We start from the raw sequence: 24,997 nt of genomic DNA, 5'->3' as shown, positions 1-24,997 counted from the left end.
CGATAGACGTTCACTAGGGTGCCTTTGGTTGTGTCCGGAAGCGTGAGATAAAACCGAGGGACGCCATCGCAGATCGGACAATGGCTAGGCGGCTCTCGCGGTGGCAGAGGCTGCCTCGGCGTACTCATGGCGCACCCCTCGAAGGCGGGAGCGCGCGTCTCTCTCAGTCACCGGCACCTCACGCGCAGGGCCAAGTTCGGTGATGCCGCCAGATTAAGGTTCCCGTTCTCGGTTGGTTGCTAACTAATTTAGGGCATGGCCATGAGCTGCTGCCGGTTTGATGGACACCAAGCGCAGGGCGCCTACGTGGCCCGGGTCGGGGGCGACGAGTTCATCGGCATCACCGACGAGATCCCCTTGCCTGCAGGCGCGGAACTGCTGGCCACGCGGATGCGCGCGCAGTTCGAGCGGCCGATCGAGGTCGACGGCCACGCCCTCGAGATCGACCTCTGCGTCGGCGTCGCGCTGTATCCGCGAGACGCCGACAACGCCGTCTCGCTGCTGGCCGATGCCGCCCTCTATCGCGCGAAGCATGAGGGCAGAGGGGCGATCCGGCTCTTCACGACTGCCATGGATCAGCAATTGCGCGAGCGCCGGGCGCTGGAGCACGATCTGCGGGTGGCTGTCGAGCGGGGCGAGCTCTTTCCGGAGTATCAGCCGCAGCAGCATAGGGACGGCACGCTGAAGGGCTACGAGGCGCTCGTGGCGCTGGCGCCATCCGGTTCGCGGCGTCATTCCGCCCGGAGAGTTTATTCCTGTCGCCGAGCAGAGCGGCTCGATCGCGCAGATCGACGACTGGGTGTTGATGGAAGCGTGCCGGGAAGCGGCATCATGGCTCCAGCCCCTTAGGGTCGCGGTCAACGTCTCGGCCGCGCAGTTTCGCCGAGACAATCTGGACGCGCACGTTCGCAAGGCGCTGCGCGAGAGCGGCTTGCCGGCATCACTACTCGAGCTGGAAATCACCGAAGGTGTCCTGATCGAGGACATCGCGCGCGCCAAGAGAACGATACAGTCCCTCAAGGCGCTCGGGATCCAGATGGCCTTGGACGACTTCGGAACTGGATATTCTTCGCTGTCGTACCTGGAGGCCTTCCCCCTCGACCGCATCAAGATCGACCGCTCGTTCGTCGCCGCGCTCGGCCATAGCGAGCGGTCGCTCGCCATCGTCCGGGCCGTGATCGGCCTCGCCCACGGACTTGGCGTGCCGGTGCTCGCGGAAGGGATCGAGACCGAGGCGCAGATGTCGCTTCTGCTGCAAGAGGGCTGCGATGAGATGCAGGGCTATCTGATCGGCCGGCCCCGAAGTCTCGCTGCGCAAGCGAGTCCGACGAGCGCGCCTGAGCCAGAGTTGGAAGAGGCCTCGTAGCGGGCATACTTTTGGGCCTTCTCGGCGACTTCGTTGCGAACTCCGTGGTCGCGTGCACATCGGCCGGGCCGGCTGAAAACCGCAAACTGAACTGAAGCGGACTCAGTTCCTCGTTAGAGGCTTCTGCGGTTCTTCCGCCATGGACGCAATGTCATCGGGAGGAAGCTCCCCGGTCCGGTCCTTAAGGTCGGCCGCCCGCTGAACCAAGCCAGCCGCAACCGATGGGTCCTTTGTTGTCCTCGCCATACGCAGCAGCGTGGCTGCTGCCTCACGGGCGAAATAGTTAAAGCGCGACACGATCTCGACCGTCCGACACATGACCCCCGGTGCATGATTCCGGAGCGACCATTCCGTTCCGCCTTGGGTGCAAAAATGTACATAAGCAGCAAAAAGGCCTCAGCTCGGGGCTGGTGCAGCTGAGGCCTTCGTGTGTCGGCATCACGTTGTCGAGGCGTGATCCAGGATCACCAACTTACGATCTTGGCTCCGGGTTCCCGTGCCGCGAGCGGCATCAGCCAAGAAGCCGAAGAAGGCGTCAGCCGGCCAAAAGAAGATGCTAATGCCGATCGAGGGGCAAGAAGCCCGAGGACCAGCATGACGCACGCGAAAAGGCCTCGCGGAGGGGGTACACAGGTCACGCGCGACCAACGTCCCGAATTGCTGCACGAGCGAGGGAACGGCACCTTTCCGCAGGCGGTTTGAAATCCATGAACAGGCTCTATCCGCTGGTTCTGGAGCACTCGCTTCCGGTCGTGGTCCGCTACGGCATCTCGGCTTGCATCATGCTCGTCTGCGCCGTCCTGCAGATGGCCCTTCAGATGCAGACGGGCGCGCCCGGGTACTTCCTGTTGCTCCCCGGCGTGTTCCTGTCAGGCCTGATCTTCGATCGAGGCTCGGGAATCTTCGCGGCCGCGATTGCCGTGGCGGTCGGCGCCTACGTCAGCTACGCGGGCAGCGTCGGCCTCGATTTCCTTGCCACGAATTCGCTTTTCGCCATCACCGCCGCCGGGACCGCAATGGTCGCTGAATTCCAGCGGGCGGAGCTACGGCGGGTGATGCTGGCCGACAAGACCAAGGCCGTGCTGCTGCAGGAGATGGCGCACCGGACCAAGAACAACCTTGCGATCCTCGGGGGCATGATCCGGCTGGAGGCGCGGCACGGCAGCCCCGAACTTGCGTCCGCACTGGAGGCCACCGCCCGCAGGCTGCAGGTGATGGCCGAGGTCTACGACCACCTGTCGGTCAAGCAGGACTCCCGCTCGGTCAACATGCGCTACTTCCTGAACGACGTCGTCGAGAAGGTCTTCCAGTCCTTGGCGCCGTCGGGGCCCGTCGCCTTCCAGGTGGTCTGCGGCGACTTCTTCCTGCAACATAACCATGCGCTCGCGATCGGCATGATCGCGAACGAGCTCGTCACCAACTCTTTGAAGTACGCCTTTCCGGACGAAAGGGCAGGTCATGTCACGGTCACGCTTTCGAACGCGGACAAGATCGAGCTGTCGGTTTCGGATAACGGCGTCGGTCTGGCGGATGGCACCGCACCGGGCGGCTTGGGATCGCGGATCGTCCAGCTTCTCACGCAGCAGCTCGAAGGCGAGCTCACCTACGAGCGGCAGGAGATCCCGGACTATGCGTCCGAGTGCGCGCACATCCTCGCTAATTGCGAGGCCTGCTCGGAGATGCGCGTCACCGCCGTCTCGCAGCTTCTCAACGTGGGACCAGCCCCTCTGAGGGAGCAGCTTCGTGCTTCAGAGCAGAGCTACGATGGCTACCATGGAGAGCAGACCGGCCGCGGTGACGCACCAGCATGATAGTTCAAGGAATCGCATACCGCGTCCCCCCTCGAACTTCCTGCCCGCGCGGACGCTATACCCGGAACCGGACTTCCGGAACCGAAACCTTTTCATGCCCTCATGAATTCAGGACAGGGGCTGCAATGCGAGGCGCAGCCAATGTCCAGCATGCCGGTGGGCGACATGGTTCTCACCGTCGCCGTAATGACCATCGCCTTCGCCGGCGAAGTCGCGATCTTTGCCCTCCTCGGAATCTTCTGAGGGAGGGCCGCCACTGGAGCGAGGCAGGCCTGCGCACCAAGGAGCCTGCTGGGAGGAACTGCGATGTCGACGGTGGCGAACCTGCTCGCGCAGAAGCAACAGCTGCTCGAGCGACTGGAGAACGATCCGAGCCCGAACGAGCGCGATGATATCGAGAGATTGCTCGCCAAGATCGAGACCGCCCTGACGTGCTGGTGTCCAACGAACCGGTCGAGGAAGGCGGACGACTGTAGTTCTTCGACAGACGGACTTCTTGGAACGTACTCAGTCGTTCAGCTTTTCCCACGGCACGACATTCAGCAAAGGGCTGGGAAGGTCGGGAGGAGATTTCGATGAGAGCGACGGCATCGGCGATCGCGCTTGCATTCGCTGCCTCAGCATCGGCCGTTTCGGCGCAACCGGTCAGGTGGACCACCTACAGCATTCCTCAGACCGGCACCTCGGTCGACTTCCCGTCCTCGATCTTCACCGAGGAGGCGGGTCGACCGGATGGATTTGGGCAGCGCTTCCGGACCGACGGCCGCGCCGACATCACGATACAGGCCGCCCCCAACGTCGCCAACGATTCGCCAGCTGCCTTCCTCGCGAAAAAGGGTCCACCGTCGCGCATTCAGTACAAGCGGGTGACGCCTCGCTTCTTCGCGGTTTCCAGCTACAAGGGCGACAAGGTCTGGTACGACCGCTGCAACTTCGTCGGCCAGATGGTTCATTGCGTGCTGATCAATTACCCCGCCAGGGAGGAGCACCACTGGGACGACATCGTCACGCGCATCAGCCTGTCACTTCGCAGCAAGTAATAGTCCGAATCGACGCGCCGCTCTGATCGGAGCGACTATGCCGACCCAGGGCCGATGCCCCTCAGGATGGCCTGACGCTCCTGGAGACTTAGGGAGACATCCGCCTTCATGACCCCGGATTCCTACGGTTCGAGCGCTCCGGGATCGTTTACGATCCGCGATTATATTTCGGCCCATGAATGTCGAGTACGACCCCGAGCGCGAGGCGGTCGCGGCGATGAAGCTCGCCGCGGAAGCCGATGGAGCCGAACGGCAGAGATGGATCAACGCCGCACTGGCGTGGATCGAACTCACTCGTCTGCGGGGCCCCGTTCGGCCGCGAGCCGCGAGAAGAGACGGCCTAGTCGTCGGAGGAGCACTCCGGGCAAGTATCGCCGATCGAATCCAGTACGTCCCTTACTTCTGCGACGCCATCGTCCGGAGAGATGCCAGAGGGTGAATCCTGGCGGGCGAGATCGAAGGCCCGGTCGCGGGCGTGCGGGTCCGCACGGTCCTGCATCCAACCGTGCTCCCCGCACTCGCGGATGGCGCCGGCTTCCTGCAGAATCGATTTCGCCCAGCCCCGCAGCGTCCGGGTCGCGGGCCGCCTTTCCTTGAACATCAGCATCGAAATCGCTCTGGCCTTCGACGAATCCTTGTCGGCCGCCGTACGTTCCGCGCTGCTACCACAGCCCAGGGATTCGAAATCAACGGGGCTGCGCTTTTCCACTTGTTCCCCGCTGAGCCGGCACAGGAAGAAGGCGTCCGTGCGCCCCATTGAATCGGGAGTGCGAGTTGCGTGGAGTTGGACCGATGACCGCGGAAAAGCAGGTGCTGGAAGCCGTCGAGCGCGCCCAGGCCATCCTGGCGAGCTACGTGGAACCGGGCGAGCGGGACTGCGAGCGGACCATCAACGATCTTCTGGACGTGCTCGATCGCGACCAGGTCGTCGCCGCTGTCGAGGAGCTCGAGAGGCGCCGAGAGGCTGTCGACGAACTGCAGCGCCTGCTCAAGAGCGGTGCGCCTTCGTGGAGCTCTCCGCCCCGGAATTCGGTCGAACCGGACCTGCCGCCGATGCCACCTGACAAGCGGCCGCAGGATCCCGGGATGGACGGAAGCGACATGTGCTTCGAGGGCTATCGTATCGTGACCCGCGAGCACGCCGGCGAACATCCTGACACTATGCCTCAAGTGATCGAGGTGACAGACGCCGAAGGGCGCAGGGCGGCGTACGTGCCGCTCAGCCGCGACGGCAAGGTGGTGGACAGCGCGGCCGTCGTGGAGAAGAAGGACTGCAAAGACGGCGGCTGAAGCTCAGGCTCCGAGGTGAAGCCGGTCCACCCCACGGCCATGCCGGTGATCCTGACCACCACGGAGGAATACGACGTCTGGATCCCGCCCCTTGGGACGAAAGCAGCGACCGCGAGTCAGGAGCCGCTGCTCCGCCGCAAGCCCGACCTCAAGAAGGTCATCGCGGGCACGGGCATTGAAACTCTCGGCCTGCCATGGCAGGTTAGAGCTACCCTCGGGGCTACACCCTGGGGCTACACCAGAGACCTCTGGCGTGCAGTAAGGCCTGATTTTACGGGGCTTTCTTGAAGCCGTTTTATTATGGCGGAGAGGGAGGGATTCGCGTCCCCTTCCGAGGCTCAGCGGATTTCGTCAGCGGCGACCTACCGTCTACGAAGCCATTTTCGGCTTTAGAATTTCAAGTTCGTTGTTTGCAAACGGGTTGCAGAGCCGAGACGTGTTCACCGACCGCGCTCGTCAATCGGCCTACGCTTAGCCGCGGCACCCATCACGCGTGCAATCTCGCGAATTTTCAGCCGAGGTTTGCGCCACCACGGCGCCGTCAGGCCGGCCGAGCAGTCGATCTCCGGCTTTGTGACGGGGGTTGAACAGTCGCGGATGACCTTCGAGCACCGCAGAGGCCAGGGCGATTTCGGTCACCTAATCGAGCTCCTCGGCGAGAGGAACCGCAATAGCGAGGCGGAAACGGGCTTTGCCGGCATTTCGGAGGAGGAAGGGACCGAGCTCGATCATAATCGCGGCCGGCTCCGGTTGGTATGCCGAGGCTGGAGAATTTTCGACTGCTCGCGGCCCCTGGTAACGCGGCTGCGGAGTCCGATTCTGCGCTGTCACACGCCCTGGACCAGCCGTGGACGGGGTATACCGGCGATTTGGCGGCGCGACCTGGCCTCGTACGTTGGACTGGCGAGAAAGAATCTGAGAGGATTCGCCATCGCGGAGACGAGATCGAATTGGCGCGCATGAAGCAATACAGAGACAGGGTACCGCCGGATAGCTTCATCGAAATCCGTAAGGTCTTGGGCGACAACGTCCGCAGCCTCAGAAAAGAACGCGGCTTCACGCAGGTCGAGCTCATGATGAGGGCCGACCTGATGCGCCCGGCGCTCCTGTCCGAGATCGAAAAAAACAGCGACGCCGTGAATCCTACCCTAGAGTTGCTATGCAGGCTGGCGGACGGCCTGGGCACCGGCGTGGTCGATCTGCTCACCGAGGTGAAGAGGACGACGAAGACGAAGACGACGCCGAAGAAGAGGAAGTCGTAGCGTTCTAGAATTTGCCCAGTCTCCCGGTCTCTAGACGGTCGAGCCACTGTTTCAGTGCTTGTTCGACGACATGAGATACCCGGGCGTTGCTCTTGACCGCGGCGATCTTCACGCGCTTGATGACGTCCTCGTCGAGGATGCACAGCATCTGTCTTTTGCCTTCCGGAAGCCTCTTGCTTCCGCTCTTTCCCGCATCTGCCATCGTCCCGAAACCTAGTGATCTATAACGCCATTGACATTCTCAAAAATTACGTTATAACGCATGCGTTCTAACGTACTTTATGAAGGCAGACGAGGACGGAATTCGTGACCTATCTGGAATACATCGGCAGCTACAAGTGGCGGACCAGCGCCGCGCGTCTGGCGGAGCTCGACGCTTCCGGCCACCGCTGCCGCACCTGCTACGCCAGCTCCGGCGAGGAGGGAGTGTGGCTCGAAGTGCACCACAGGACCTACGAGCGCCTCGGCCACGAGCTCGTCGGCGACCTCACCGCCCTGTGCAGCTACTGCCATCGCGTCATTACTGACGCCCACCGCCGTAGGCGCTACGCCGCGTCGATCCGGCCGGTCGCCGTTGATACCGTTCCTCTGTTCGAGCGCAGGACGCCCCTCTTCGACCCCACGATGGGATTCCGTCGCCATGGCTGACGTGGAGCATATTTCCCTGCGCCTGACCGGCGTCCGCCCGCTGCTGATGCACAACGGCGCGCTGGCCGACCCGCTCGAGCAGCGGTCGATCGATCTGGCGGAGTTCACCGGCAAGAGGATCAAGACCAAGGCCGATCACGAGATCATCGCCGAATTGGAGTGGTACGGCGGCCTGTGGCTGCACCGGTCGCTGCCATGCCTTCCGGAGCACGTGCTCGAAAGCGTGTTCGTGGACGGTGCCCGGACCAAACGGAAGGGGCGGGCCGCGACCGCAGGCATGGAGGTCTCCGCTCCCGCGATGCTCGACTACGAGGGGCCCCGGGATCTGCCGACGCTTTGGAAGGATCCGGAATTCCGCAAGCGCGCCGCGGTGCGGATCCGCGAGTCCAAGACGATGAGGACGAGGCCGCGTTTCCCCGTGTGGTCGGCCACGTTCACGGCGTCGTACCTGCCGTCCCTTCTGGATCGCGACGAGGTCGTGTCCTTCTTCAGGATCGCCGGCGCAGTGGTCGGCGTCGGCGACTGGCGACCGAAGTTCGGGAAGTTCACGGTCGACGTGGTCAAGGAGGTCCCCATCCCCTAGCGGGGATGGTCGTGGCGGGGCGTGGCCCGGCGAGGCAGCGGCAGAGGCCCGGCAAGGCAAGGCGAGAGCCCGTAAGTGTCATTCGGCCTGCAATATTGCCCCCCTAAGCCGGGGGATCGGCGTCCAAAATTGACCCCCTACAGGTTGGTCTGTTGCGCTGCCTGCTTTGGAATGAAGCAGGTGGTCGGGGATGCTGATCGTGGAGACGATTGCGCGGATTCGGCGCGAGCACTTCATCAAGGGCAAGACGATCAAGGAGATCGCCCGCGATCTGAAGGTCTCGCGGAACACGGTTCGGAAGGTGCTGAGGTCGGGAGAGACCTCCTTCGAGTACGAGCGGCAGGTGCAGCCGCGACCAAAGCTGGGACGATGGGCAGTAGAGCTTGAAGGTTTGCTGGCGGCGAACGCGGCTAAATCGGCTCGTGAACAGCTGACGTTGATCCGGATCTTCGAGGAGCTGCGCGGCCGCGGCTACGACGGCGGTTACGATGCGGTGCGGCGTTACGCCAGGCGCTGGAGCAAGGAACGCGGGCAATCGACCGCAGCCGCTTATGTCCCGCTGAGTTTTGCCCCAGGCGAAGCCTATCAGTTCGACTGGAGCCACGAGGTCGTCCTGCTGAGCGGCACCACGGTGATGGTGAAGGCCGCCCATGTTCGGCTCTGTCACAGTCGCATGCTGTTCGTGCGGGCCTATCCGCGGGAGACGCAGGAGATGGTGTTTGACGCCCACGACCGGGCGTTCGCCCTGTTCAAAGGCACCTGCACCCGCGGCATCTACGACAACATGAAGACCGCTGTAGAGACGATCTTCGTCGGTAAAGGGCGTCTCTACAATCGCCGCTTCCTGCAGATGTGCAGCCACTATCTGGTCGATCCGGTCGCCTGCACGCCAGCGTCGGGCTGGGAGAAGGGGCAGGTCGAGAACCAGGTCGGGCTGGTCAGGGAACGCTTCTTCACGCCGCGGCTGCGGTTCAAAAACCTCGACGAGTTAAACGCCTGGCTGCTGGACAAATGCATCGCCTACGCCAAGGCTCATCGCCATCCAGAGCTGGTCGATCAGACAATCTGGGACGTGTTCGAAGCCGAACGCCCCAAGCTTGTTCCCTATGCCGGCCGCTTCGACGGCTTCCACGCGGTGACGGCATCGGTCTCGAAGACTTGCCTGGTGCGCTTCGACAACAACAAGTACTCGGTCGCAGCCAGCGCAGTCGGACGACCGGTCGAAGTTCAAGCCTATGCCGATCGCATCGTGATCCGTCAGGATGGACGCATCGTTGCCGAGCACCCGCGATCCTTTGGCCGCGGCGATACCGTCTACGATCCCTGGCATTATGTGCCGGTACTCGCCCGCAAACCCGGCGCCTTGCGCAACGGTGCTCCCTTCAAAGACTGGGTGCTGCCGGCCGCGATCGAGCGGATCCGGCGCAAGCTTGCCAGCACCGACGATGGCAATCGGCAGATGGTCGACATCCTCAACGCGGTGCTGACTGACGGTCTGCCCGCGGTGGAAGCGGCCTGTGCCGAAGCGCTCGGTCATGGCGTCCATTCCGCCGATGTCGTGCTCAATATCCTGGCCCGTCAACGTGAACCCGCCCCACCGGCCAACATCATGACGCCGGCCGCACTGACGCTCCGTCATGCACCGATCGCCGATTGTGCCCGCTACGATAACCTCCGGAGGACCATCTGATGGAACGAACCCAAATCTTCGACCTCATGGGCGAACTCAAGCTCTACGGCATGAAGGCTGCCTTCGACGAGATCATGGCAACTGCCGTCAAGCGACAGCACGAACCCCAGCGCATTGTCGGCGACCTGCTCAACGCCGAGATCAACGAGAAGCAGGCCCGCTCGATCAAATACCAGCTCACCATTGCCAAGCTGCCGCTTGCAAAGGACATCGCCGACTTCCAGTTCGATGGCACGCCGATCAATCAAACTCTCGTCAATGATCTCGCTGGCGGCGGCTTCATCGCCCAACAACGCAACGTCGTGCTGGTCGGCGGCACCGGCACAGGCAAAACCCACCTGGCTATTGCCATCGCCAGAAGCTGCATCCGATCCGGCGCCCGCGGCCGCTTCTTCAACGTAGTCGACCTCGTCAATCGCCTCGAGACCGAGACCCGCAACGGACGGCAAGGACGGCTCGCCGAGCATCTGACCCGGATGGACTTCATCGTGCTGGATGAACTCGGCTATTTGCCCTTCGCCCAGTCTGGCGGCCAGCTTCTCTTCCACCTCGTCAGCCGCCTCTACGAACGCGCCTCCGTCATCGTAACCACCAATCTCGCCTTCGGCGAATGGCCGAGCGTCTTCGGCGACGCCAAGATGACCACCGCGCTGCTCGATCGGTTGACCCATCACTGCGACATCGTCGAGACCGGCAACGATAGCTGGCGGTTCAAAAGCAGAGACGACGATCACGCCACCCGCGCTCGTCTCGCCTCCGCTATCCCGGCCAGCTCCGACGAGACGAGCGCTACCAGCAAACCCCGCCGCACAAAGGGGTCAAAATTGGACGCCGATGAGGGGTCAAATTTGCAAGCCGATTGACACCGATATGGGAGTTGTGGGCCCAAACCACGGCCTTCGACCGGGGGCCTTGCGCGTCAAGAATATGGCCCAAGGTCTCGAACATGTGCGTGTCGCGCAGATTCCAGGATTCGGCGCCGCCATAGTACATTATGCGATAGTAGCGCTCGGCCGCGGTGATCAGCCGGGCGTTCTGGGCGGCGTCCAGGAAGCTGTCCGGATCGTTCGCGGCGTAGTCCAGTTCCTTCTTCAGGATATCTTGGCACTGTCGAAGGATCTCCGCCTCGCATTTCCGATAGCCTTCGGTCAGGACCGCGCGGCCATAGGTCGAAGGCTCTCGCTGCCAAGGAGTGAGGCATCCGTAGCGTTCGCGGGCTACCGCCGCGGCGTCGGGATCCACCTCATTGAGGTAGGCGAGAACGGCTGCGATCGAACTCCGCAGGTTGTAGATGTCGAGGCCGTAAAATCCGGCTCGCTCGCTTGCCGTCTTCGCGTCGTTGTGTTTGCGCATCCATTCGACGAAGGCGGCGACATCTTTATTGCGCCACATCCAGGTCGGGAAGCGTTCGAAGGGCCTCTCGCGCGTGCCGCGGGACGTTCGCTGACGAACATACCGGTCGACGGCGGCGGCGTCGGGCCAATCCGCTTCGACCGCGACGATCTTGAAGCCATGCTTTTCGATCAGGTGGCGGGTGATCGCGGCGCGAGCCTGGTAGAACTCCGACGTGCCGTGAGTGGCTTCGCCCAGCAGAACGACGCGGGACTGCGCGAAGCGGTCCAGAAAGCGCCCGAAGGTGGGATCTTCGAAGTCCGGCAAGGGTTCGATGGCGGCGCCGATCATTTCCGGCAGCGAGCGGAAGCGCGTGCGCCCGGGGACGTGATTGCTGGCGGAGCGCGTGCCGTCCTCGGCCCAGCCGTGCTGTCCGATCAGGGGCACGAAGCGGACGGCGCCGAAGGTTTCCTCGGCATATTGCGTCTCGCTCAGGCGCGTGACCCGCAGCAGCGACTGTTCGCCTTCGAGATCGCCGACCGGCATGACGAGGCGCCCGCCGACGGCTAGTTGCGCCTTGAGCACATCCGGTACGGTCGGGCCGCCGGCGGCGACCAGAATGGCGTCGAACGGGGCTTCTTGCGGCAGGCCGCGGGTGCCGTCACCGGTGTGAACGATGCAGTTATCGTATCCTAGCGCCGCGAGACGCTTTGCGGCGATCCTCGCCAGATGCCCATGTCGCTCGACGGTGTGAACCGTTCCAGCGAGCCGCGAGGCGACCGCCGCGGCATAACCCGAACCGGTGCCGACCTCGAGCACCTTGTCTGCCGGCTTCAGCTCGTCCGCCTCGCTCATCAACGCGACGATATAAGGCTGCGAGATGGTCTGCGCGTTCGCGATCGGCAACGCACAATCCTCATACGCGAATTCCTCGAAGCCGGATTCGACGAACCGCTCGCGTGGGACCTCTGCCATGGCATCCAGAACGCGTCGATCGCGAATGCCGCGGCCGGCAAGTTGCACCTCGACCATGCGATTGCGAAGTTGGACGGATTCGGCCATCGCAGCACCTCCTTCGAAGTTCTGGTGCGAGAAGCCAATCGGGAGAGGCCAGTCCGGTTCCTTTCGATGCGCCGAGTGCCCGCCAAGTCGGGGCTAGGCCGCCTGTTCGGAGTTGACTCCGAGCGACGGCCCCGGAATTCGGGCAATTTGCTGCCAGGCGAGCGCCAGCATGATCCAGCGTTGCCGTTCGGCTCCATCGGCTTCCGCGGCGAGCTTCATCGCCGCGACCGCCTCGCGCTCGGGGTCGTACTCGATGTCCATCGGCTAATATATAGACGCCGATGGTAAACGATCACGGAGCGATCGGACCGTAGGAATCCGGGGATACGATCAGACCGGATCCCGCTTCGGACCACTACTTGCTGCGAAGTGAAAGGCTGATGCGCGTGACGACATCGTCCCAGTCGTGCTCCTCGTTGGCGGGGTAGTTGATCAGCACGCAATGAACCAGCCGGCCGGCGAAGTTGCAGCGGTTGTACCAGACCTTGTCCCCCTTGTAGCTGGAAACCGCGAAGAAGCGAGGCGTCACTCGCTTGTACTGAATGCGCGGCGGCTGATGCTTTTTGGCGAGGAACGCAGCCGGCGAATCGTTCGCAATGTTGGGGGCCGACTGTATCGTGATGTCGGCGCGGCCGTCGGCGGTCCGGAAGCGCTGACCGTAGCCATCCGGTTGCCCCGCCTCCTCCGTGAATATCGAGGACGGGAAGTCGACCGAGGTGCCTGTCTGAGGGATGCTGTAGGTCGTCCACCTGACCGGTTGCGCCGAGACGGCCGATGCTAAGGCAGCGCATGCAAACGCCATCGCCCATGCCGTCGCTCTCATCGAAATCTCCTCCCGACATTTCCCAGCGCTTTGCTGAATGTCTTGCCGTGGGAAAAGCTGAACGACTGAGTACGTTCCAAGAAGTCCGTCCGTCGAAGAGCTACCGCCTTCCTCGCGTTGCCTAGACCGCTCTCGAAGACGAGATCGCGTTCCTGCGGACCCAGATCTACATGCAGGACGTCGAGCCAGCCATGCAGAGGCTGGCCGCCTTAACATGGTTTTCCGGCGGGATCTGAGGCGGCCTAGCGGCCGAGACGCTTCTCGACGCGCTTGCGGGAATTCCCGACCTTCTTGACGGCCTTCTTGACGGCCGATGCCGAGCGGCCGGTCTTCTTAGCTTCGTAGCGAACTTCGTAGTCCTGTCCCTTCGCGACGCGGGCCCGGTCCTGCTTGCGTCCACGTGCGGTATTCTTCTTCGCTGCCGCCATCGGCTCCTCCTCTTGCGAATGTTTGATGAGGTGCAACGCCGCAAAGAATCGCGAGTTCCCGGCCGGCTTCGCTGCGACGCTTCAGTGACCGCAAGGATGGCTCGGAACGATGGGCGCCCACCCGTCGCGAACGCCGCACGGCATATCGGGATCGAACGTGTCCATCGAGTTCATGCCGGATGTCCGGGATCGACGTCCCTTCACCGACCGAGATCTTCGCTCTGGATGTCGTCCTCGGATAGTCTCATTCCATCCGAGCCTTGTCTTTCAGATCGCGGATCCGGATTTCGGCTTCTTCCTTCGAAGTCACGATCTCGGATTCGTCCGGCACGCGCGCGATTGCACTGAGCCTCTTGAGCTCGTCAAGTTGTTCTGTTGTGGGCTTTTCCATCTTCGAATCCTTGAGGGCCTGCACGACAGCTTCGTCGTCGAGCACATCCAGCAGTCTGTTTATGGTTTGCTCGCAATCTCTGGGGCCGGGCTCGACATGCCGGGCCAAGATGCCTTGTGCGTCTTCCAAGGCCTTCGCAACTCGCCTTTCCGGATTCATGACCGGTACTCCACATACTCTGCAGGAAAACGCGGCTATGATCGGCGCGTTCCCTTCCTCAGCCCCTTGAACGAGCTGGCCCGCAGCAGACCTTCGGAGGTGATGTCACGGTACTCGATGTCGGCATAGAACTTGGGTTCGACCCACGTGGCCCTGGGCTTCCTGATTGTCTTGGTCAGCTTTTGCTTCGGGCTTACCACGGTGTCGAGCGCCTTGCGGATCTGCGCCGAGGTGGTTCGGCTCCATCCGGTCCCGACCTTTCCCATGTAGACCAGATCCTTGCCTTCCTTCTTGCCCAGATAGAGAGCGGCCACGCCAGACGGGTCCTTGATGAAGCCGACCACAGGAAACTTGCCCTTCTGAACGACCTTGATCTTCTGCCAGGCCTCCACCCGATCCGATCGGTATGGTGCATCCACCCGCTTGGAGACGATGCCTTCGTAATTCAGCTTGCTGGCTGCCGCGAACAGTGCCTGGCCGTCCCCTTCGTGGTGCTCGCTATAGAGGACGGGCTCCTTGAGGTCGTGCTCCTCGATCAGCTCCTTGAGCAGCCTCTTCCGCTCGATCTGCGGCTCTTTCCGCAGATCTCGGCCGTCCCGCCAGAGCAGATCGAAAGCGAAGTAGACCAGTCGATCCTGATCGCCTCTGCCAAGGTCTGCCTGCAGCTCGGAGAAGTTCGTGCGCCCATCATGGATGACGACAACCTCGCCGTCGACGATGGCCTGTCCTTCGATATCGAAAGCGGCCGCAATCCTCGAAAACTTGCTGATCCAATTGTAGCCGTTGCGGGTGTAGGCCCGCCGGTCGTCACCGTCGATCCGGAGCTGGATGCGGTAGCCATCGTACTTGACTTCGTGAATCCATGGAGATCCCGAAGGAGCTTTCATCTTCAGGGTCGCCAACTGGGGTTCGATGAACCCCGGCATTGTAGGGACCTCGGTTGGCCGAGGCGCCTTCGTACGCTTTGCCACGCTACTCAACTCACAAAAAACCCGCCGCCGGGTTGGGGCCGACGGCGGGCAGTCTACCTACCTCAATCAACGAGTCTCGCAACTTCGAAGGCGGCGAGGAGTTCCAGGGACCAACTCTTCGCGCATTTGCGCCAGACCGCGCCGGGCGATCCAGTTTTGGCAGAGCCCATCGAACTCCCGGCGAGAGCCGGCGTTTACTGACATCATGTCAGACGCATTCGACTATTTCCGCGCCTACGCCGTCCGGGCTCTCTGCAAAGCGAGAGCCATGCCGCGGGGCAAGATGAAGCATCTGCAACTGGTGGCAGGCCGGATCTACAATCTCCTCAAGAAGGAGGCTGCTTACGGCTCCAATGTCCAGCATCTTGAGGACTTTCGCGCAGCCCAGAAGCTCGAGGCCTCTCTCGATCGCGGGCCAAGTGACGGCTCCCGCGGTTGGCCTGCTCCGGCGACGCCGCGACGCCCGGGCCGGGAGGCTGGCTGAATGCCTTCGCTCGACGCGCGCGGTGTGGCAAGCCTCCTGCGAGAGTACGCGCAGCGCACCGCCTTGCGGGGCGGCAATCCCTACCGGGCGAAAGCCTACTTTCGGGCCGCCGACAGCTTGGCGGCCCTAGCCGTTCCTGTGGACGTGCTCATCGACGAAGACCGGCTTACGGAGATCCCGGGGGTCGGCGACGCGATAGCCGACATCATCACCAAGCTTTACAAGACGGGCAGTCATCCCAGCCTCGAAAAGCTGCGGAAGGAGATTCCCGCGGGCGTGCTCGAGATGCTCGCTGTGCCCGGCCTTCGTCCGGAGAAGGTGCTGCGCCTGTACAAGGATCTCGGCATCGGCTCGCTGTCGGAGTTGGAGGCCGCCGCCAAGGATGAGCGCATCAAGAAGGCGAAAGGACTCGGCGCCGCGCTGCAGACCAAGATCCTGCAGAACCTCGCGATCGCCAAAAGCGGAGAAGGCCGCCTCCACCTGCACCGCGCCGCCGCGCTGCTCGCGCATGCGAAGGACTCGATCCGCAAATCTCGCCCCGAACTCAAGCGTGTGACGATCGCCGGCGATTTTCGTCGCGGCTGCGAACTCGTCGGCAATCTCGCGATCGTTGCGGAGGCTGCCAAGCAGGTCGCGACATCGACGCCACCTGCCGACGGGCTGCAAATCCTAGTATCCGACCGCAAGCACTTCGGCGCCGCTCTTCTCTTTGCCACCGGCTCCGCCGGCCACATCGAGCAGCTTCAGGCCTTGGCCGCCGAGAAGGGCATGCGGTTTGATGCGGACGGCCTCCATAAGGGCCGCAGGCTGATCGCAGGGGAGGAGGCCGACGTCTACCAGGCTCTCGGCTTGCCCTTCATCGATCCGGAACTCCGGGAGGGGCGCGGCGAGATCGAGGCGGCCCTGAAAGGCAAGCTCCCGAAGCTCGTCACCGACGGCGATTTGCGCGGCATCCTTCACTGCCACACCGATGCCTCCGATGGCACCGAGACGCTGGAGACCATGGCGAAGGCCACGCGCCAGCGGGGCTTCGAGTATTTCGGCGTGGCGGACCATTCCAAGTCCGCCCACTATGCCGGCGGTCTCTCCGTCGAGGAGATCGCGCAGCAGCACCGGGAAGCCGATCGACTGAACAAGCGGTTCGGCAAGGACTTCCGGATCCTCAAAGGGATTGAGTCCGACATCCTGGCGGACGGGTCGCTCGACTATGACGACGATGTTCTGGAACGCTTCGATTTCGTGGTCACCAGCATCCATGGGCGCTTCAAGCTGGATCGCAAGGCGCAGACGCAGCGGCTGCTGCGCGCCATTTCCGATCCTCACACGACCATCATCGGCCACATGACCGGGCGGCAACTCCAGCGGCGGCCGGGCTACGAAATCGACGTCGAAAAGGTGCTGCGGGCCTGCGCCAAGCACGACGTTGTCGTCGAGATTAACGCCCACCCATGGCGGCTCGATCTGGACTGGCGCTGGCACCAGGCGGCGCTGGAGTTCGGCTGCATGCTGAGCATCAATCCGGACGCGCACTCGATCCCCGAGCTCGATCACATGCACTGGGGTGTCCTGATGGCCCGCAAGGGCGGTGTCCCTGCCGACCGGGTCCTGAACGCGATGACGCTTGCGGAGATCGCGCGCTACCTTCGCCAGAAGCGGCGCTCGCTCGCCCGCGCCGCCTGATGCAGCAGAGGCACGATCTGGCGCTCGAGGGCAGGGTCGTGGCGGTCGCTGCCGATCGCGGCCATCACTTCAGCAAACCGGTCCTGGATCGCATCGTTCTGGTGGAGGGGCACGGCGTCGAAGGCGACGCCCACGCCGGCCCGTTCGTCCGGCACCGCTATTTGGCACGCCGCCGGCCCCGCCTGCCCAATCTCCGGCAGGTCCACCTGATCCCATCCGAACTCTTCCCGTCTCTTCTCGAAGCTGGCTTCGAAGTTGGCGCCGGCGACCTCGGCGAGAACGTCACCACCGCCGGATTGGACCTCGAACGGATGCCGCTGGGGACCCTGATCGAGCTGGGGCCCTCTGCGGTCGTCGAGCTGACCGGCCTCCGGACGCCCTGCGTCCTGATTGACCGCTTCCGAGCAGGCCTCAAGCGTCAGGTGCTCTCGTCGGCGGAAACGGGCCCTCCATTCAAATCCGGGGTGCTGGGCGTGGTACGGGCCGGGGGGACGGTCGAGGCTGGTGATGCCGCGCGGGTTCGCCTTCCGTCCTCCTCGTTTCGGCCGCTGCCGGCCGTGTAGAAAGACCCTACCATGGCCCGACAATCGACACTCCCTCCTCGCCTGCAGCCCATGCTGGCCACGCTGACCGATGCGCCGTTCGACGATTCCGACTGGGTCTTCGAGGACAAATTCGATGGTTTTCGTATGGTGGCCGAAATCCGGCGTGGTCGGGTCGCGCTCTACAGCCGTAACGGGAAGATCATCAGCCACTCCTATGTCGAGGTCGCGAAAGCGCTAGAGGGCGTGAAGGCGGATGCCGTGATCGATGGCGAACTCGTCGCGATCGGCAAGGATGGGGCCTCCCATTTCCAGTTGCTTCAGAACGCCCTGCGCCGTGAGGCCAAGCTTCTGTACTGCGCGTTCGATCTCATGTTCGCGGGCGGCGAGGACCTACGCGCGCTGCCGCTCCTGGAGCGCAAGAAGCGACTCAAGGCCATCCTGCCGCGCCACAAGCTGATCGCGTTCAGCAACCACCGCAAAGGCAATGGAACGACGTTCTTCGCAGAAGCCGAGCGAAGGCATCTCGAAGGCATCATGGCAAAGCGCGCCGACAGCCCGTATGCGTCCGGACGCCGGACAGCCGATTGGCTGAAGGTGAAGACCGCGCAACGGCAGGAGGTAGTGATCGCCGGCTTCACGGCACCGAGGCGAACCCGGCCCTTCTTCGGCGCTCTCGCGCTGGCAGTGCGGGAAAATGGCGGGTGGCGGTACATCGGCCACGTCGGCACCGGCTTCAGCCGCCAGGTTCTGGAAGAGCTTCATAGGAAGCTGGTGAGGCTCAAGACGGCCAAGTCGCCCTTTCCCGCCAAGGTGAAGGATGAGCAGTTCACGACCTGGGTGCGTCCTTCGTTGGTTGCAGAGGTGAAGTTCGCGGAGTGGACCAGCAAGGGAGAGCTGCGCCAGCCGGTCTATCTCGGCCTGCGGTCCGACAAGAAGGCCAAGGACGTCGTTCGCGAAAAGAGCTGGTCGCGAAAATAGCGCAGCCGGGAAGAGACGTCCGGCCCGGTCAACCGGCCGCGCGCTCTGTTGCGGGAGGCCACGGCGGCAGGGGCGGTAGCCCGAGAGCCTTGCGTACAGGTCCGAACGACTTCCGGTGAGCTGCGCATGCACCAAGCCTGGCAAGAGCTTCGTAGTGAGCCGGCACCGGGTAGCCCTTATGATCCGCGAAGCCGTAGCCGGGGTGTCGCACGTCGAGCGCCCGCATCACGGCGTCGCGCTCGACTTTCGCGAGGATCGAGGCGCCGGCGATGCTGGCGGACTTGGCATCACCCTTGATGATCGCCTGCTGAGGGATGTCGATTTTCTTCAATCGCTTCGCGTCGATCAGCAGATGCTGCGGCGTCGATCCCAGCCCCCGGACCGCACGCTGCATTGCCTGGATGCCCGCCCAATAGATGTTGATCGCGTCGATCTCCTCGACCTCGACGAATGCCACACACCAACTCTCTGCCTTTGCCTTGATCTCCTTCGCAAGTTCCTCGCGCGCTGCGGCGTCGAGTTTTTTCGAATCGTCGATCCCAACTATGCGCGTGCCCGGCTTCAGGATCACGGCGCCTGCGGAGACCGGCCCGGCGAGAGGGCTCATGCCCGCCTCATCAACGCCTGCCACGGCCTGATGGCCTCCTTCCCAGAGAGAGGTCTCGAAGCGCAGCATCTTGCGGAGGCGCTGCCCTTCGGACCTGTTTTCGAAGCGCCGCTTATCGATCGAGGCCAGGATGGCACGTGCTCCCGCGCGCCCGTCAGCCCGCAGGATCTGCTCGACGCTGGCCTCGAGTGGTCGTTTCTCGACGACATAGCGCTGACGCAACACGTCCAGGGAATATTGGGACATAAGGACCTTCGCACTGACTTAATCGGGAAAGCGTGTCCGTAAACTTTGTGGCGATTGTCTGAAGTCAGGCCGTGCCGCCATCGTCACCCTGCGCAGCGCCCCGTCGAGAGGAACCACCGGCTCTAGGTGGGGCCGGTACGCTGCGCGGCTACTGATCTGCATCTACGACCCGCCGATCTCACGAACGGAACCAACCGCGGTCTTCATTCCTTTAGAAAGGAGAGGAGCCTCGATCCCTGGGTGCTTCCGAGGGACAGGCCCATGCTCCGAGAGACTCGCAACGAAGAACAGGTTCTGGACCGCACCGCAGAGGTCGCAGCCACCATTGCGGAAGAAGGCCTTCGCTATGTCAGCGACTCCGCGCCCGGTTACACTCGCAAGCGGACGGGGACTACCTTCAGCTACTACGACAAGGACGGCAAGCGCATCACCGATGCCGCCGTCATCCGGCGCATCAAGTCCATCGGTATCCCGCCGGCCTATGAATCTGTCTGGATCTGCCCCTCAGCGAATGGCCACATCCAGGCGACCGGCCTCGATGCGCGGGGTCGCAAGCAGTACCGTTACCACGCAAAATGGCGCGAGCTGCGCGACCAGAACAAGTACGAACACATCGTCCAGTTCGCTGCCGCGCTGCCCGCGCTGCGCGACCGTGTCGCGGCCGACATGAAGCTGGAAGGGCTACCTCGCGAGAAGGTTCTGGCCACGATCGTCAGTCTTCTGGAGAAGACTTTGATCCGGGTCGGAAACGCCGAGTATGCCGAGAAAAACAAATCCTACGGGCTCACCACGATGCGACGAAAGCACGTTGCGGTGGGCCGCGGCGTGCTTCGGTTCGACTTCACGGGCAAATCGGGCAAACAGTGGAAACTTCGGGTCGAGGACAAGCGGATTGCCGCCATCGTGAAGCGCTGCGCGGAGATCCCGGGACATGAGCTCTTCAAGTACCTGGACGACGACGGGCAGCCGCGTACCGTCGATTCCGGCGACGTCAATGCCTACATCAAGGACATCACAGGCGAGGACTTCAGCGCCAAGTATTTCCGCACTTGGGCGGGGACGGTTCTGGCGGCGTTGGCGCTGACCGAGTTCAAGAAGTACGACAGCCAGGCCGAGGCGAAGCGCAACGTCGTCGCCGCGATCGAAAGCGTCTCCAAGCAGCTCGGGAATACGCCGGCCATTTGCCGCAAGTGCTACGTGCACCCGGAAGTCCTGAACGCCTACATGTCCGGTGATCTTGTCAAGATGATCGAAGCCAAGATCGCTCGGAAGTTCAAGCGACAGTATGCCAAGCTCACGTCGGATGAAGTCATGGTGTTGGCGTTTCTCCGCAAACGCCTCGATTCTTTGAAGGCCCCCGACTAGTGCCTCCTGCGACGCTTACCACGCTGGCGGCGCCGCGAAGGACGGCCTACCCTATCTTCATGCCTGGACTCGCCAAGCGCACCGGCCGGCCTCGGTCAAATAACTGTTGTTAGTCACTTAGACGCGCTTTCCACCGGCCTGAGAAGATTCTTGACGACGTACTTGCCGATCTCATACCCCATCTCACGACCGACCCTTGTCGAGAACCGATAGTGAAAGCCTGCCCAAACCCGGGCTTCGGACACCTCGTTGATGAATGATTTAAGGTCTGTCCAGCGGCGCTCAGCCCCCGGCGCAGTGGTGCTCGTCATGCTGATCTCAGAGAACGTGGTCGTACCCAATGCGGCTTCGAGAACCGCACACATAGCAGACGCCTGCACACAGTGAGCGCATGGGTATTCTGGGTGCATCGGAGTATCCGCGATCGGACGCCACAATGGGTCCCTCTCTGTTTCGGCGTTGTCATCCCTGTCGCCATTGCGGATCGCCGTAATCGGCCGCCAGAAATTGTAGTGGTACTTGGCGTCGAACACCGCAATCAGGCTGTCTGCCCGAGCGACGGCGATCAAGGCAAAGATGCGGGAATTATCGGTTTGGTCTAGCTTCTTGGCGGCTATCAGAGCGCGTGCGAGCGGATAGAACACGTCGCCGCCGATCGAGATCCAGAACTTGGCCGCTTCGGTCTGATCCGCGGTGCGGGACTTGCTGTCGAAGCGGCCGACTTTGGAAATCTCGTTGAAGTCGTGCGCCCATTCCGAGCTGGAGAGCGCAACGGGCGGCTCCGGTCGGAATTGGTCAGCCTTATTCATCGCGAAGGGTCGAACGCCCGGCCACTGTGCGACGACCAGTCTGGGCGTCGGAACGTAGACGCCCGGAGTGGTGATGGGCCGATGGCCGTCGGGCGCGGCGGACCCGTCGTCCTTTCTGTTCGTCAGGATTTTCGCGGCCACCGTTTCGCCCACTCTAATGCCTTCTTCCTTCGCTGGGCCGTCGGGGACGCGCTGAAGGTCGTTGCTGAGCGCTTGTTTGAGCTCGGGCGCGTTTGCCTCCGGGCTGCTCGCGAGTAGTACGGTTGCGGCAGCAACGCCTGCCGCTACTTCTTTGGAGACTTCGCGGCTGATGTGAAGCTTGGTGAGGAACGGTGCGTATCTCGGCTCCACTGAGTTGGTTGCATCGAACATGGCGAGGTGCATCATCGCCAGCACGCGCTCTGCCGCCGGCGGTCCCAACTTTTGGGCCAGCAGCAAAGTGACGGCTCGCTCATTCCAGTCTGAAATGACATCCGCAAAGGCAGAAGTGACAGGGAGCGACAACATCAGTCCGGCGAGAATGCTGCGGCGCAGGGGTGCTCGGTTCATGTAGGCCTCCGTTTGCTGCGACCGACCAGGCGTGAGAGCCGGGCGCGCCGAGGCAAACATCGCTACCGGTTCCGCTCAAGTCTGTTTTTCGAACTAGCGAAGCAAAGCCTTCGGTGGTTCAATCGCGATCATGCAAGACGGCTATGACCAATTTTGCCCCATCGCTAAAACGGCTGAGGTACTGGCGACGCGTTGGACGCCGCTGATCCTGCGCGAATTGATGGCTGACAACCGAACATTCAACGATGTTCATCGTGGCGTGCCGCTTATCTCGAGAGCGGTCCTTGTGACACGACTTCGCGAATTGGAAGATCAAGGAATCATCGAAAGGCGCGCGCGGTCCAACGGGACTGGACACGAATATTGGCTTACCCCCGCTGGCGAGGCACTCCGGCCGATCGTCAGCGAGATGGGACATTGGGGTCTGGTACACGCGCGGGATGCGATCAAGCCGACGGACCTTGATCCCTTCTTCCTTGTATGGGGTTTCCGAAAGAGGGCGGTTCGGGACGCCATTGATAAGAAAGTCGTCGCTCGCTTCGAATTCGCCGGCGTGCCGGCCAACCGAACGAAGTACAGCATTCTGTGGCTGGTCCTCGATCCGCAGGGCGTAGACGTCTGCGCCAAGGATCCCGGCTTCGCAGTCGACGTTATTTTCCGCGGCAAAATCGCCGATTTCGTTGCGGTGTACTTGGGATATCTGCCGTGGCGGCAGGTCGAAGGCAAAGAGATCATCGTGGAAGGGACAGATCGTCGCCTGATCAAGGAGGTGCCGACGTGGATCCGGCTCGATAAAATCGTCGGGCGCGACTTTCCTGTCGTGAAGGGAGTTGTCCGCGAGCGCACCACCGGAGCGATTTAATCGGCCGCCCCATCGGCGGCGTCTTCCGCGGTGTGTCGCAGGCCGCCACGGGGTCGGATCGGCCGGGGTGTCGAAGGCGACGCCCAGCCGGCCCCTCGTCACCATCGCTATATCACCGTCCGCGGGCCAGCTTCCCAACCTGCAGCAGGTTCACCTCATCGCGTCCGGGCTCTTTTAGACCCCTACAGAGCCGAGTTCGCAGTCGCAGCGGAAGACTTGGGCGACATCATCACCACCACTGGACATCTGTGCCCCTAGGGATGTTCATTGATCCCATGCCACGGCGGCCATTGAGCGCCCGTGCGCCCTCCTTGTGTCCTGATCGCTGCCGGACCGGCTGAAACGGCAGGTGCTCTCGTCGGCGGAAACGGGCCCTCCGTTCGAATCCGGTGTGCTGGACATGGTACGGGCCGGGGGCGTTCGCAGCTGGTGATGCCGCGCGGGTTCGCCTTCCGTCCTCCTCGTTGGACCTCTGCCAGCTTTGTAGGAGCCGGTGCACAACTCGGCTCGCCGATCGCCGAATCGAAGCTCGTCCGGTAGGTCGGACTGGCATGGCCGCAAACAAGGTAACGGCGGTACGCTTGGGGCTGGGGAAGTAACCGGCAGTCCGGCACTATCCAAGCCGCCGCGCGTACCGGCGGCTTTTTCTTGGCCTGATCCTACTTAGGACGCGTTGGCCCTAGCCCTTTCGCGCGCCTCGCGGCGCCGTTCCCGACGTTCGCGGCGGCGCTTGGCCCGGTCGGCCGGCTGCCGCAGCGGAGGAACCAGTGTCGGCGAAGCGACGACCGTCTGCTCAACCGAAGGCACCGGAATGGGCTCCGGCGCAGCAGGGCGAGCTTCCATGAACTCGAGCACAGCCCGTCCCTTTACAGTGATCTTCCAGCCGCCGCTGATGCGTTCGACCAGCCCTTGTGACCAGATGTCGAGATCCGGAACCCGTGCCGCGAGCCGCCTGGTCCGGTCCGCCCAATCGCGGCCACTGGTCGCCAGAATTGCCATGTCCCGCTTGAGGTCCTCCATGACGGCAAACCCGTCCGGATATGCCGCCAAAATCTTCAAAACGGTGACCTGGAAGTTCACGCCCGCGTCCCGGTTTTCAGTTAGCGCCACATGGTGGGCGCGTGCGAAAGGGCCTTGCGGCCGACCTGTCTGAGGTCCTCGGGACAGAGCTCGCCGCCATTGGCGGCCTCCAGGATCTTCGAAGCCACATGCGTCCGCGCGCCGATCTCGCGCTGCGGAAGACCCTCGCACACTTCGTCGAAAACCGCGCGCAAAAGCGCCGTGGTTGCCATGTCGAACATGAAATGCCCCCAACAAGGGAAAGTAGCATCTTAGCCGAGTTTTCCCGATCTTACGATTGAGGCATGCTAAGTTTGCGGATTTGTGCTCGGGGATAAGGGAGCGACGCTGACGTGCCGAAATGCGAGCTTCGAGGTAGCGCCGAGTTATAAACCTAACGCGATCTCGGCCCACTTCAACATGCGATCGCTGTTGAGGAATGCCAGCACCGCTGGCTCCAGTGAGCCGGGTACGCCCCGTCCAACCAAGGCCGTTGCAGCCACCATGTCGCAGCGCTGATTGAAAGCGAACGAAAGCGCTGCGTTACCATTTCCCTCGACCCGATACGCGCGGCTGCGGCCTTGCATGGGCCCAACGACAATCTCCCGACCGGCACCGATCGGCGTTGTCTTACCAATCAGCGCCAAGTCGCCCATTTGCTCGAGGTCAGTATCGTCGGCGACGCCGGTGGTGCAATTGCAAAAGCCGAGCTTGGCGCGAACGTAAAGCTGGACCTCACCGCCGCAATCGTTGGCATTGCAGCGAAACGCCTTGCCTTTCCCCCAAGGATCTACCCCGAAGGGCCACTCGGTTTCCGTCCACACCGGGCGGATCTGCCCGGTTGCCGCTGTTGCACGTGTCAGGTCGCCGGATCGCAGCATCCAGACCGCAGCGACCGCACAGAACAGTGCCGCGGCTGCGCCGATCGCGGTGAATTTGCTGGTCAGACGCATAGCA

Annotated in this window: 28 protein-coding genes and 1 pseudogene; 16 read left to right on the top strand and 13 right to left on the bottom strand. The window is 62.8% G+C overall.

What is annotated here, in order from left to right; all coding sequences use genetic code 11:
* The first annotated feature begins 255 nt into the window (after positions 1 to 255).
* The 4 genes from X265_RS41175 (at position 256) to X265_RS03620 (ending at position 4,217) form a co-directional block, all read left to right on the top strand.
* On the top strand, positions 256 to 849 hold the full coding sequence (locus X265_RS41175) for a GGDEF domain-containing protein (RefSeq protein WP_244659436.1): 594 nt from the start codon (positions 256 to 258) through the stop codon (positions 847 to 849).
* Positions 734 to 1,366 (top strand): EAL domain-containing protein, encoded by a 633-nt coding sequence (locus X265_RS41170; RefSeq protein WP_308421718.1) that lies wholly within the window; start codon positions 734 to 736, stop codon positions 1,364 to 1,366. The genes X265_RS41175 and X265_RS41170 overlap by 116 nt, the downstream gene beginning before the upstream one ends.
* Positions 1,367 to 2,073: 707 nt before the next feature.
* Entirely contained in the window at positions 2,074 to 3,177 is a 1,104-nt protein-coding gene (locus tag X265_RS41165; RefSeq protein ID WP_128963665.1) for a sensor histidine kinase, read from the top strand.
* Positions 3,178 to 3,752: 575 nt separating this feature from the next.
* Entirely contained in the window at positions 3,753 to 4,217 is a 465-nt protein-coding gene (locus X265_RS03620; RefSeq protein WP_128963663.1) for a hypothetical protein, read from the top strand.
* Between the two features lie 340 nt (positions 4,218 to 4,557).
* On the opposite strand, the gene X265_RS03610 is transcribed toward X265_RS03620, so the two are convergent.
* Positions 4,558 to 4,824: a hypothetical protein gene (locus X265_RS03610; protein ID WP_128969123.1), complete on the bottom strand. Its 267-nt coding sequence runs from the start codon at positions 4,822 to 4,824 to the stop codon at positions 4,558 to 4,560.
* Between the two features lie 185 nt (positions 4,825 to 5,009).
* Here X265_RS03610 and X265_RS03605 point away from each other — a divergent pair, with 185 nt between their 5' ends.
* Both X265_RS03605 and X265_RS03600 read left to right on the top strand, forming a co-directional pair.
* A complete protein-coding gene (locus tag X265_RS03605) occupies positions 5,010 to 5,507 on the top strand; it encodes a hypothetical protein (RefSeq protein WP_128963661.1) in 498 nt (165 codons plus the stop codon).
* A 959-nt stretch (positions 5,508 to 6,466) separates the two neighbouring features.
* The gene (locus tag X265_RS03600) at positions 6,467 to 6,769 is read left to right on the top strand and encodes a helix-turn-helix domain-containing protein (RefSeq protein WP_128969122.1); all 303 of its coding nucleotides are present in this window, start codon (positions 6,467 to 6,469) and stop codon (positions 6,767 to 6,769) included.
* A gap of 4 nt (positions 6,770 to 6,773) precedes the next feature.
* Here X265_RS03600 and X265_RS03595 read toward each other — a convergent pair whose 3' ends face one another.
* Entirely contained in the window at positions 6,774 to 6,971 is a 198-nt protein-coding gene (locus X265_RS03595; RefSeq protein WP_128963660.1) for a hypothetical protein, read from the bottom strand.
* A gap of 104 nt (positions 6,972 to 7,075) precedes the next feature.
* Here X265_RS03595 and X265_RS03590 point away from each other — a divergent pair, with 104 nt between their 5' ends.
* The 4 genes and pseudogenes from X265_RS03590 to istB all read left to right on the top strand — a co-directional run bounded on the left by X265_RS03590 (position 7,076) and on the right by istB (position 10,553).
* The gene (locus X265_RS03590) at positions 7,076 to 7,417 is read left to right on the top strand and encodes a hypothetical protein (RefSeq protein ID WP_128963659.1); all 342 of its coding nucleotides are present in this window, start codon (positions 7,076 to 7,078) and stop codon (positions 7,415 to 7,417) included.
* Entirely contained in the window at positions 7,410 to 8,000 is a 591-nt protein-coding gene (locus X265_RS03585; RefSeq protein ID WP_128963658.1) for a hypothetical protein, read from the top strand. Before X265_RS03590 ends, X265_RS03585 begins: the two co-directional genes overlap by 8 nt.
* Before the next feature lie 190 nt (positions 8,001 to 8,190).
* Positions 8,191 to 9,681: pseudogene (gene istA / locus X265_RS03580) on the top strand (IS21 family transposase); the annotation flags it as partial.
* 8 nt (positions 9,682 to 9,689) lie between these two features.
* On the top strand, positions 9,690 to 10,553 hold the full coding sequence (gene istB, locus X265_RS03575) for an IS21-like element helper ATPase IstB (protein WP_128963656.1): 864 nt from the start codon (positions 9,690 to 9,692) through the stop codon (positions 10,551 to 10,553).
* Here the strand turns inward: istB and X265_RS03570 are convergent.
* The 6 genes from X265_RS03570 to ligD (X265_RS03550) form a co-directional block, all read right to left on the bottom strand.
* On the bottom strand, positions 10,480 to 12,054 hold the full coding sequence (locus X265_RS03570) for a protein-L-isoaspartate(D-aspartate) O-methyltransferase (RefSeq protein ID WP_430648590.1): 1,575 nt from the start codon (positions 12,052 to 12,054) through the stop codon (positions 10,480 to 10,482). The two genes, istB and X265_RS03570, sit on opposite strands and share 74 nt — an antisense overlap.
* 123 nt (positions 12,055 to 12,177) lie before the next feature.
* Positions 12,178 to 12,345, bottom strand: a complete 168-nt coding sequence (locus tag X265_RS40285; protein ID WP_164938410.1) for a hypothetical protein — start codon at positions 12,343 to 12,345, stop codon at positions 12,178 to 12,180.
* A gap of 94 nt (positions 12,346 to 12,439) precedes the next feature.
* Positions 12,440 to 12,907, bottom strand: a complete 468-nt coding sequence (locus tag X265_RS03565) for a hypothetical protein (RefSeq protein ID WP_128963655.1) — start codon at positions 12,905 to 12,907, stop codon at positions 12,440 to 12,442.
* A gap of 242 nt (positions 12,908 to 13,149) precedes the next feature.
* On the bottom strand, positions 13,150 to 13,335 hold the full coding sequence (locus X265_RS03560) for a DUF3606 domain-containing protein (RefSeq protein WP_128963654.1): 186 nt from the start codon (positions 13,333 to 13,335) through the stop codon (positions 13,150 to 13,152).
* 244 nt (positions 13,336 to 13,579) lie between these two features.
* On the bottom strand, positions 13,580 to 13,885 hold the full coding sequence (locus tag X265_RS03555) for a hypothetical protein (RefSeq protein WP_128963653.1): 306 nt from the start codon (positions 13,883 to 13,885) through the stop codon (positions 13,580 to 13,582).
* Between the two features lie 35 nt (positions 13,886 to 13,920).
* Positions 13,921 to 14,772: a non-homologous end-joining DNA ligase gene (gene ligD, locus X265_RS03550; RefSeq protein ID WP_244659517.1), complete on the bottom strand. Its 852-nt coding sequence runs from the start codon at positions 14,770 to 14,772 to the stop codon at positions 13,921 to 13,923.
* A 289-nt stretch (positions 14,773 to 15,061) separates the two neighbouring features.
* Here ligD (X265_RS03550) and X265_RS03545 point away from each other — a divergent pair, with 289 nt between their 5' ends.
* From X265_RS03545 to ligD (X265_RS03530), 4 genes are read left to right on the top strand one after another with little or no spacing between them, the layout of a single operon-like run.
* Positions 15,062 to 15,340, top strand: coding sequence for a hypothetical protein (locus X265_RS03545; protein ID WP_128963651.1), 279 nt, complete (start codon positions 15,062 to 15,064; stop codon positions 15,338 to 15,340).
* Positions 15,341 to 17,020: a DNA polymerase/3'-5' exonuclease PolX gene (locus X265_RS03540; RefSeq protein WP_128963650.1), complete on the top strand. Its 1,680-nt coding sequence runs from the start codon at positions 15,341 to 15,343 to the stop codon at positions 17,018 to 17,020.
* Positions 17,020 to 17,583 carry an MOSC domain-containing protein gene (locus X265_RS03535; RefSeq protein ID WP_128963649.1) on the top strand — a complete coding sequence of 188 codons (564 nt, stop codon included), beginning with the start codon at positions 17,020 to 17,022 and terminating at the stop codon, positions 17,581 to 17,583. The genes X265_RS03540 and X265_RS03535 overlap by 1 nt, the downstream gene beginning before the upstream one ends.
* A 12-nt stretch (positions 17,584 to 17,595) precedes the next feature.
* Positions 17,596 to 18,543, top strand: a complete 948-nt coding sequence (ligD, locus tag X265_RS03530) for a non-homologous end-joining DNA ligase (protein ID WP_128963648.1) — start codon at positions 17,596 to 17,598, stop codon at positions 18,541 to 18,543.
* Between the two features lie 28 nt (positions 18,544 to 18,571).
* Here the strand turns inward: ligD (X265_RS03530) and rnhB are convergent, their stop codons facing one another.
* Positions 18,572 to 19,396 (bottom strand): ribonuclease HII, encoded by an 825-nt coding sequence (gene rnhB / locus X265_RS03525; RefSeq protein WP_035709148.1) that lies wholly within the window; start codon positions 19,394 to 19,396, stop codon positions 18,572 to 18,574.
* 126 nt (positions 19,397 to 19,522) lie between these two features.
* Between rnhB and X265_RS03520 the strand changes: the two genes are divergently transcribed.
* On the top strand, positions 19,523 to 20,761 hold the full coding sequence (locus tag X265_RS03520; protein ID WP_244659516.1) for a DNA topoisomerase IB: 1,239 nt from the start codon (positions 19,523 to 19,525) through the stop codon (positions 20,759 to 20,761).
* A gap of 113 nt (positions 20,762 to 20,874) precedes the next feature.
* Here X265_RS03520 and X265_RS03515 read toward each other — a convergent pair whose 3' ends face one another.
* Positions 20,875 to 22,119: a vanadium-dependent haloperoxidase gene (locus X265_RS03515; protein ID WP_128963647.1), complete on the bottom strand. Its 1,245-nt coding sequence runs from the start codon at positions 22,117 to 22,119 to the stop codon at positions 20,875 to 20,877.
* A 130-nt stretch (positions 22,120 to 22,249) separates the two neighbouring features.
* Between X265_RS03515 and X265_RS03510 the strand changes: the two genes are divergently transcribed.
* Complete coding sequence (locus X265_RS03510) at positions 22,250 to 22,981, top strand: winged helix-turn-helix transcriptional regulator (protein ID WP_097661455.1); 732 nt, start codon at positions 22,250 to 22,252, stop codon at positions 22,979 to 22,981.
* Positions 22,982 to 23,644: 663 nt separating this feature from the next.
* Here X265_RS03510 and X265_RS03505 read toward each other — a convergent pair.
* From X265_RS03505 to X265_RS03495, 3 genes are all read right to left on the bottom strand, one after another.
* Complete coding sequence (locus X265_RS03505) at positions 23,645 to 24,061, bottom strand: hypothetical protein (RefSeq protein ID WP_028141955.1); 417 nt, start codon at positions 24,059 to 24,061, stop codon at positions 23,645 to 23,647.
* 20 nt (positions 24,062 to 24,081) lie between these two features.
* Complete coding sequence (locus X265_RS03500; RefSeq protein WP_028141954.1) at positions 24,082 to 24,282, bottom strand: hypothetical protein; 201 nt, start codon at positions 24,280 to 24,282, stop codon at positions 24,082 to 24,084.
* Between the two features lie 144 nt (positions 24,283 to 24,426).
* A complete protein-coding gene (locus X265_RS03495; RefSeq protein WP_028141953.1) occupies positions 24,427 to 24,993 on the bottom strand; it encodes a hypothetical protein in 567 nt (188 codons plus the stop codon).
* Positions 24,994 to 24,997: the final 4 nt, after the last annotated feature.

Origin of the sequence: Bradyrhizobium guangdongense (genome assembly GCF_004114975.1) — a bacterium.
Lineage (GTDB): Bacteria > Pseudomonadota > Alphaproteobacteria > Rhizobiales > Xanthobacteraceae > Bradyrhizobium > Bradyrhizobium guangdongense.
The sequence above is the reverse complement of the archived record's forward strand: the minus strand, read 5'-3'. Positions and strand labels throughout refer to the sequence as shown.

What these genes read in the sequence shown, in the direction of transcription:
- X265_RS41175 (WP_244659436.1), top strand. Translation starts at nt 256, where the DNA reads ATGGCCATGAGCTGCTGCCGGTTTGATGGACACCAAGCGCAGGGCGCC.
- X265_RS41165 (WP_128963665.1), top strand. Translation starts at nt 2,074, where the DNA reads ATGAACAGGCTCTATCCGCTGGTTCTGGAGCACTCGCTTCCGGTCGTG.
- X265_RS03620 (WP_128963663.1), top strand. Translation starts at nt 3,753, where the DNA reads ATGAGAGCGACGGCATCGGCGATCGCGCTTGCATTCGCTGCCTCAGCA.
- X265_RS03610 (WP_128969123.1), bottom strand. Translation starts at nt 4,824, where the DNA reads ATGCTGATGTTCAAGGAAAGGCGGCCCGCGACCCGGACGCTGCGGGGC.
- X265_RS03605 (WP_128963661.1), top strand. Translation starts at nt 5,010, where the DNA reads ATGACCGCGGAAAAGCAGGTGCTGGAAGCCGTCGAGCGCGCCCAGGCC.
- X265_RS03600 (WP_128969122.1), top strand. Translation starts at nt 6,467, where the DNA reads ATGAAGCAATACAGAGACAGGGTACCGCCGGATAGCTTCATCGAAATC.
- X265_RS03595 (WP_128963660.1), bottom strand. Translation starts at nt 6,971, where the DNA reads ATGGCAGATGCGGGAAAGAGCGGAAGCAAGAGGCTTCCGGAAGGCAAA.
- X265_RS03585 (WP_128963658.1), top strand. Translation starts at nt 7,410, where the DNA reads ATGGCTGACGTGGAGCATATTTCCCTGCGCCTGACCGGCGTCCGCCCG.
- istB (WP_128963656.1), top strand. Translation starts at nt 9,690, where the DNA reads ATGGAACGAACCCAAATCTTCGACCTCATGGGCGAACTCAAGCTCTAC.
- X265_RS03570 (WP_430648590.1), bottom strand. Translation starts at nt 12,054, where the DNA reads ATGGTCGAGGTGCAACTTGCCGGCCGCGGCATTCGCGATCGACGCGTT.
- X265_RS40285 (WP_164938410.1), bottom strand. Translation starts at nt 12,345, where the DNA reads ATGGACATCGAGTACGACCCCGAGCGCGAGGCGGTCGCGGCGATGAAG.
- X265_RS03565 (WP_128963655.1), bottom strand. Translation starts at nt 12,907, where the DNA reads ATGAGAGCGACGGCATGGGCGATGGCGTTTGCATGCGCTGCCTTAGCA.
- X265_RS03560 (WP_128963654.1), bottom strand. Translation starts at nt 13,335, where the DNA reads ATGGCGGCAGCGAAGAAGAATACCGCACGTGGACGCAAGCAGGACCGG.
- X265_RS03555 (WP_128963653.1), bottom strand. Translation starts at nt 13,885, where the DNA reads ATGAATCCGGAAAGGCGAGTTGCGAAGGCCTTGGAAGACGCACAAGGC.
- ligD (WP_244659517.1), bottom strand. Translation starts at nt 14,772, where the DNA reads ATGAAAGCTCCTTCGGGATCTCCATGGATTCACGAAGTCAAGTACGAT.
- X265_RS03545 (WP_128963651.1), top strand. Translation starts at nt 15,062, where the DNA reads ATGTCAGACGCATTCGACTATTTCCGCGCCTACGCCGTCCGGGCTCTC.
- X265_RS03540 (WP_128963650.1), top strand. Translation starts at nt 15,341, where the DNA reads ATGCCTTCGCTCGACGCGCGCGGTGTGGCAAGCCTCCTGCGAGAGTAC.
- X265_RS03535 (WP_128963649.1), top strand. Translation starts at nt 17,020, where the DNA reads ATGCAGCAGAGGCACGATCTGGCGCTCGAGGGCAGGGTCGTGGCGGTC.
- ligD (WP_128963648.1), top strand. Translation starts at nt 17,596, where the DNA reads ATGGCCCGACAATCGACACTCCCTCCTCGCCTGCAGCCCATGCTGGCC.
- rnhB (WP_035709148.1), bottom strand. Translation starts at nt 19,396, where the DNA reads ATGTCCCAATATTCCCTGGACGTGTTGCGTCAGCGCTATGTCGTCGAG.
- X265_RS03515 (WP_128963647.1), bottom strand. Translation starts at nt 22,119, where the DNA reads ATGAACCGAGCACCCCTGCGCCGCAGCATTCTCGCCGGACTGATGTTG.
- X265_RS03510 (WP_097661455.1), top strand. Translation starts at nt 22,250, where the DNA reads ATGCAAGACGGCTATGACCAATTTTGCCCCATCGCTAAAACGGCTGAG.
- X265_RS03500 (WP_028141954.1), bottom strand. Translation starts at nt 24,282, where the DNA reads ATGTTCGACATGGCAACCACGGCGCTTTTGCGCGCGGTTTTCGACGAA.
- X265_RS03495 (WP_028141953.1), bottom strand. Translation starts at nt 24,993, where the DNA reads ATGCGTCTGACCAGCAAATTCACCGCGATCGGCGCAGCCGCGGCACTG.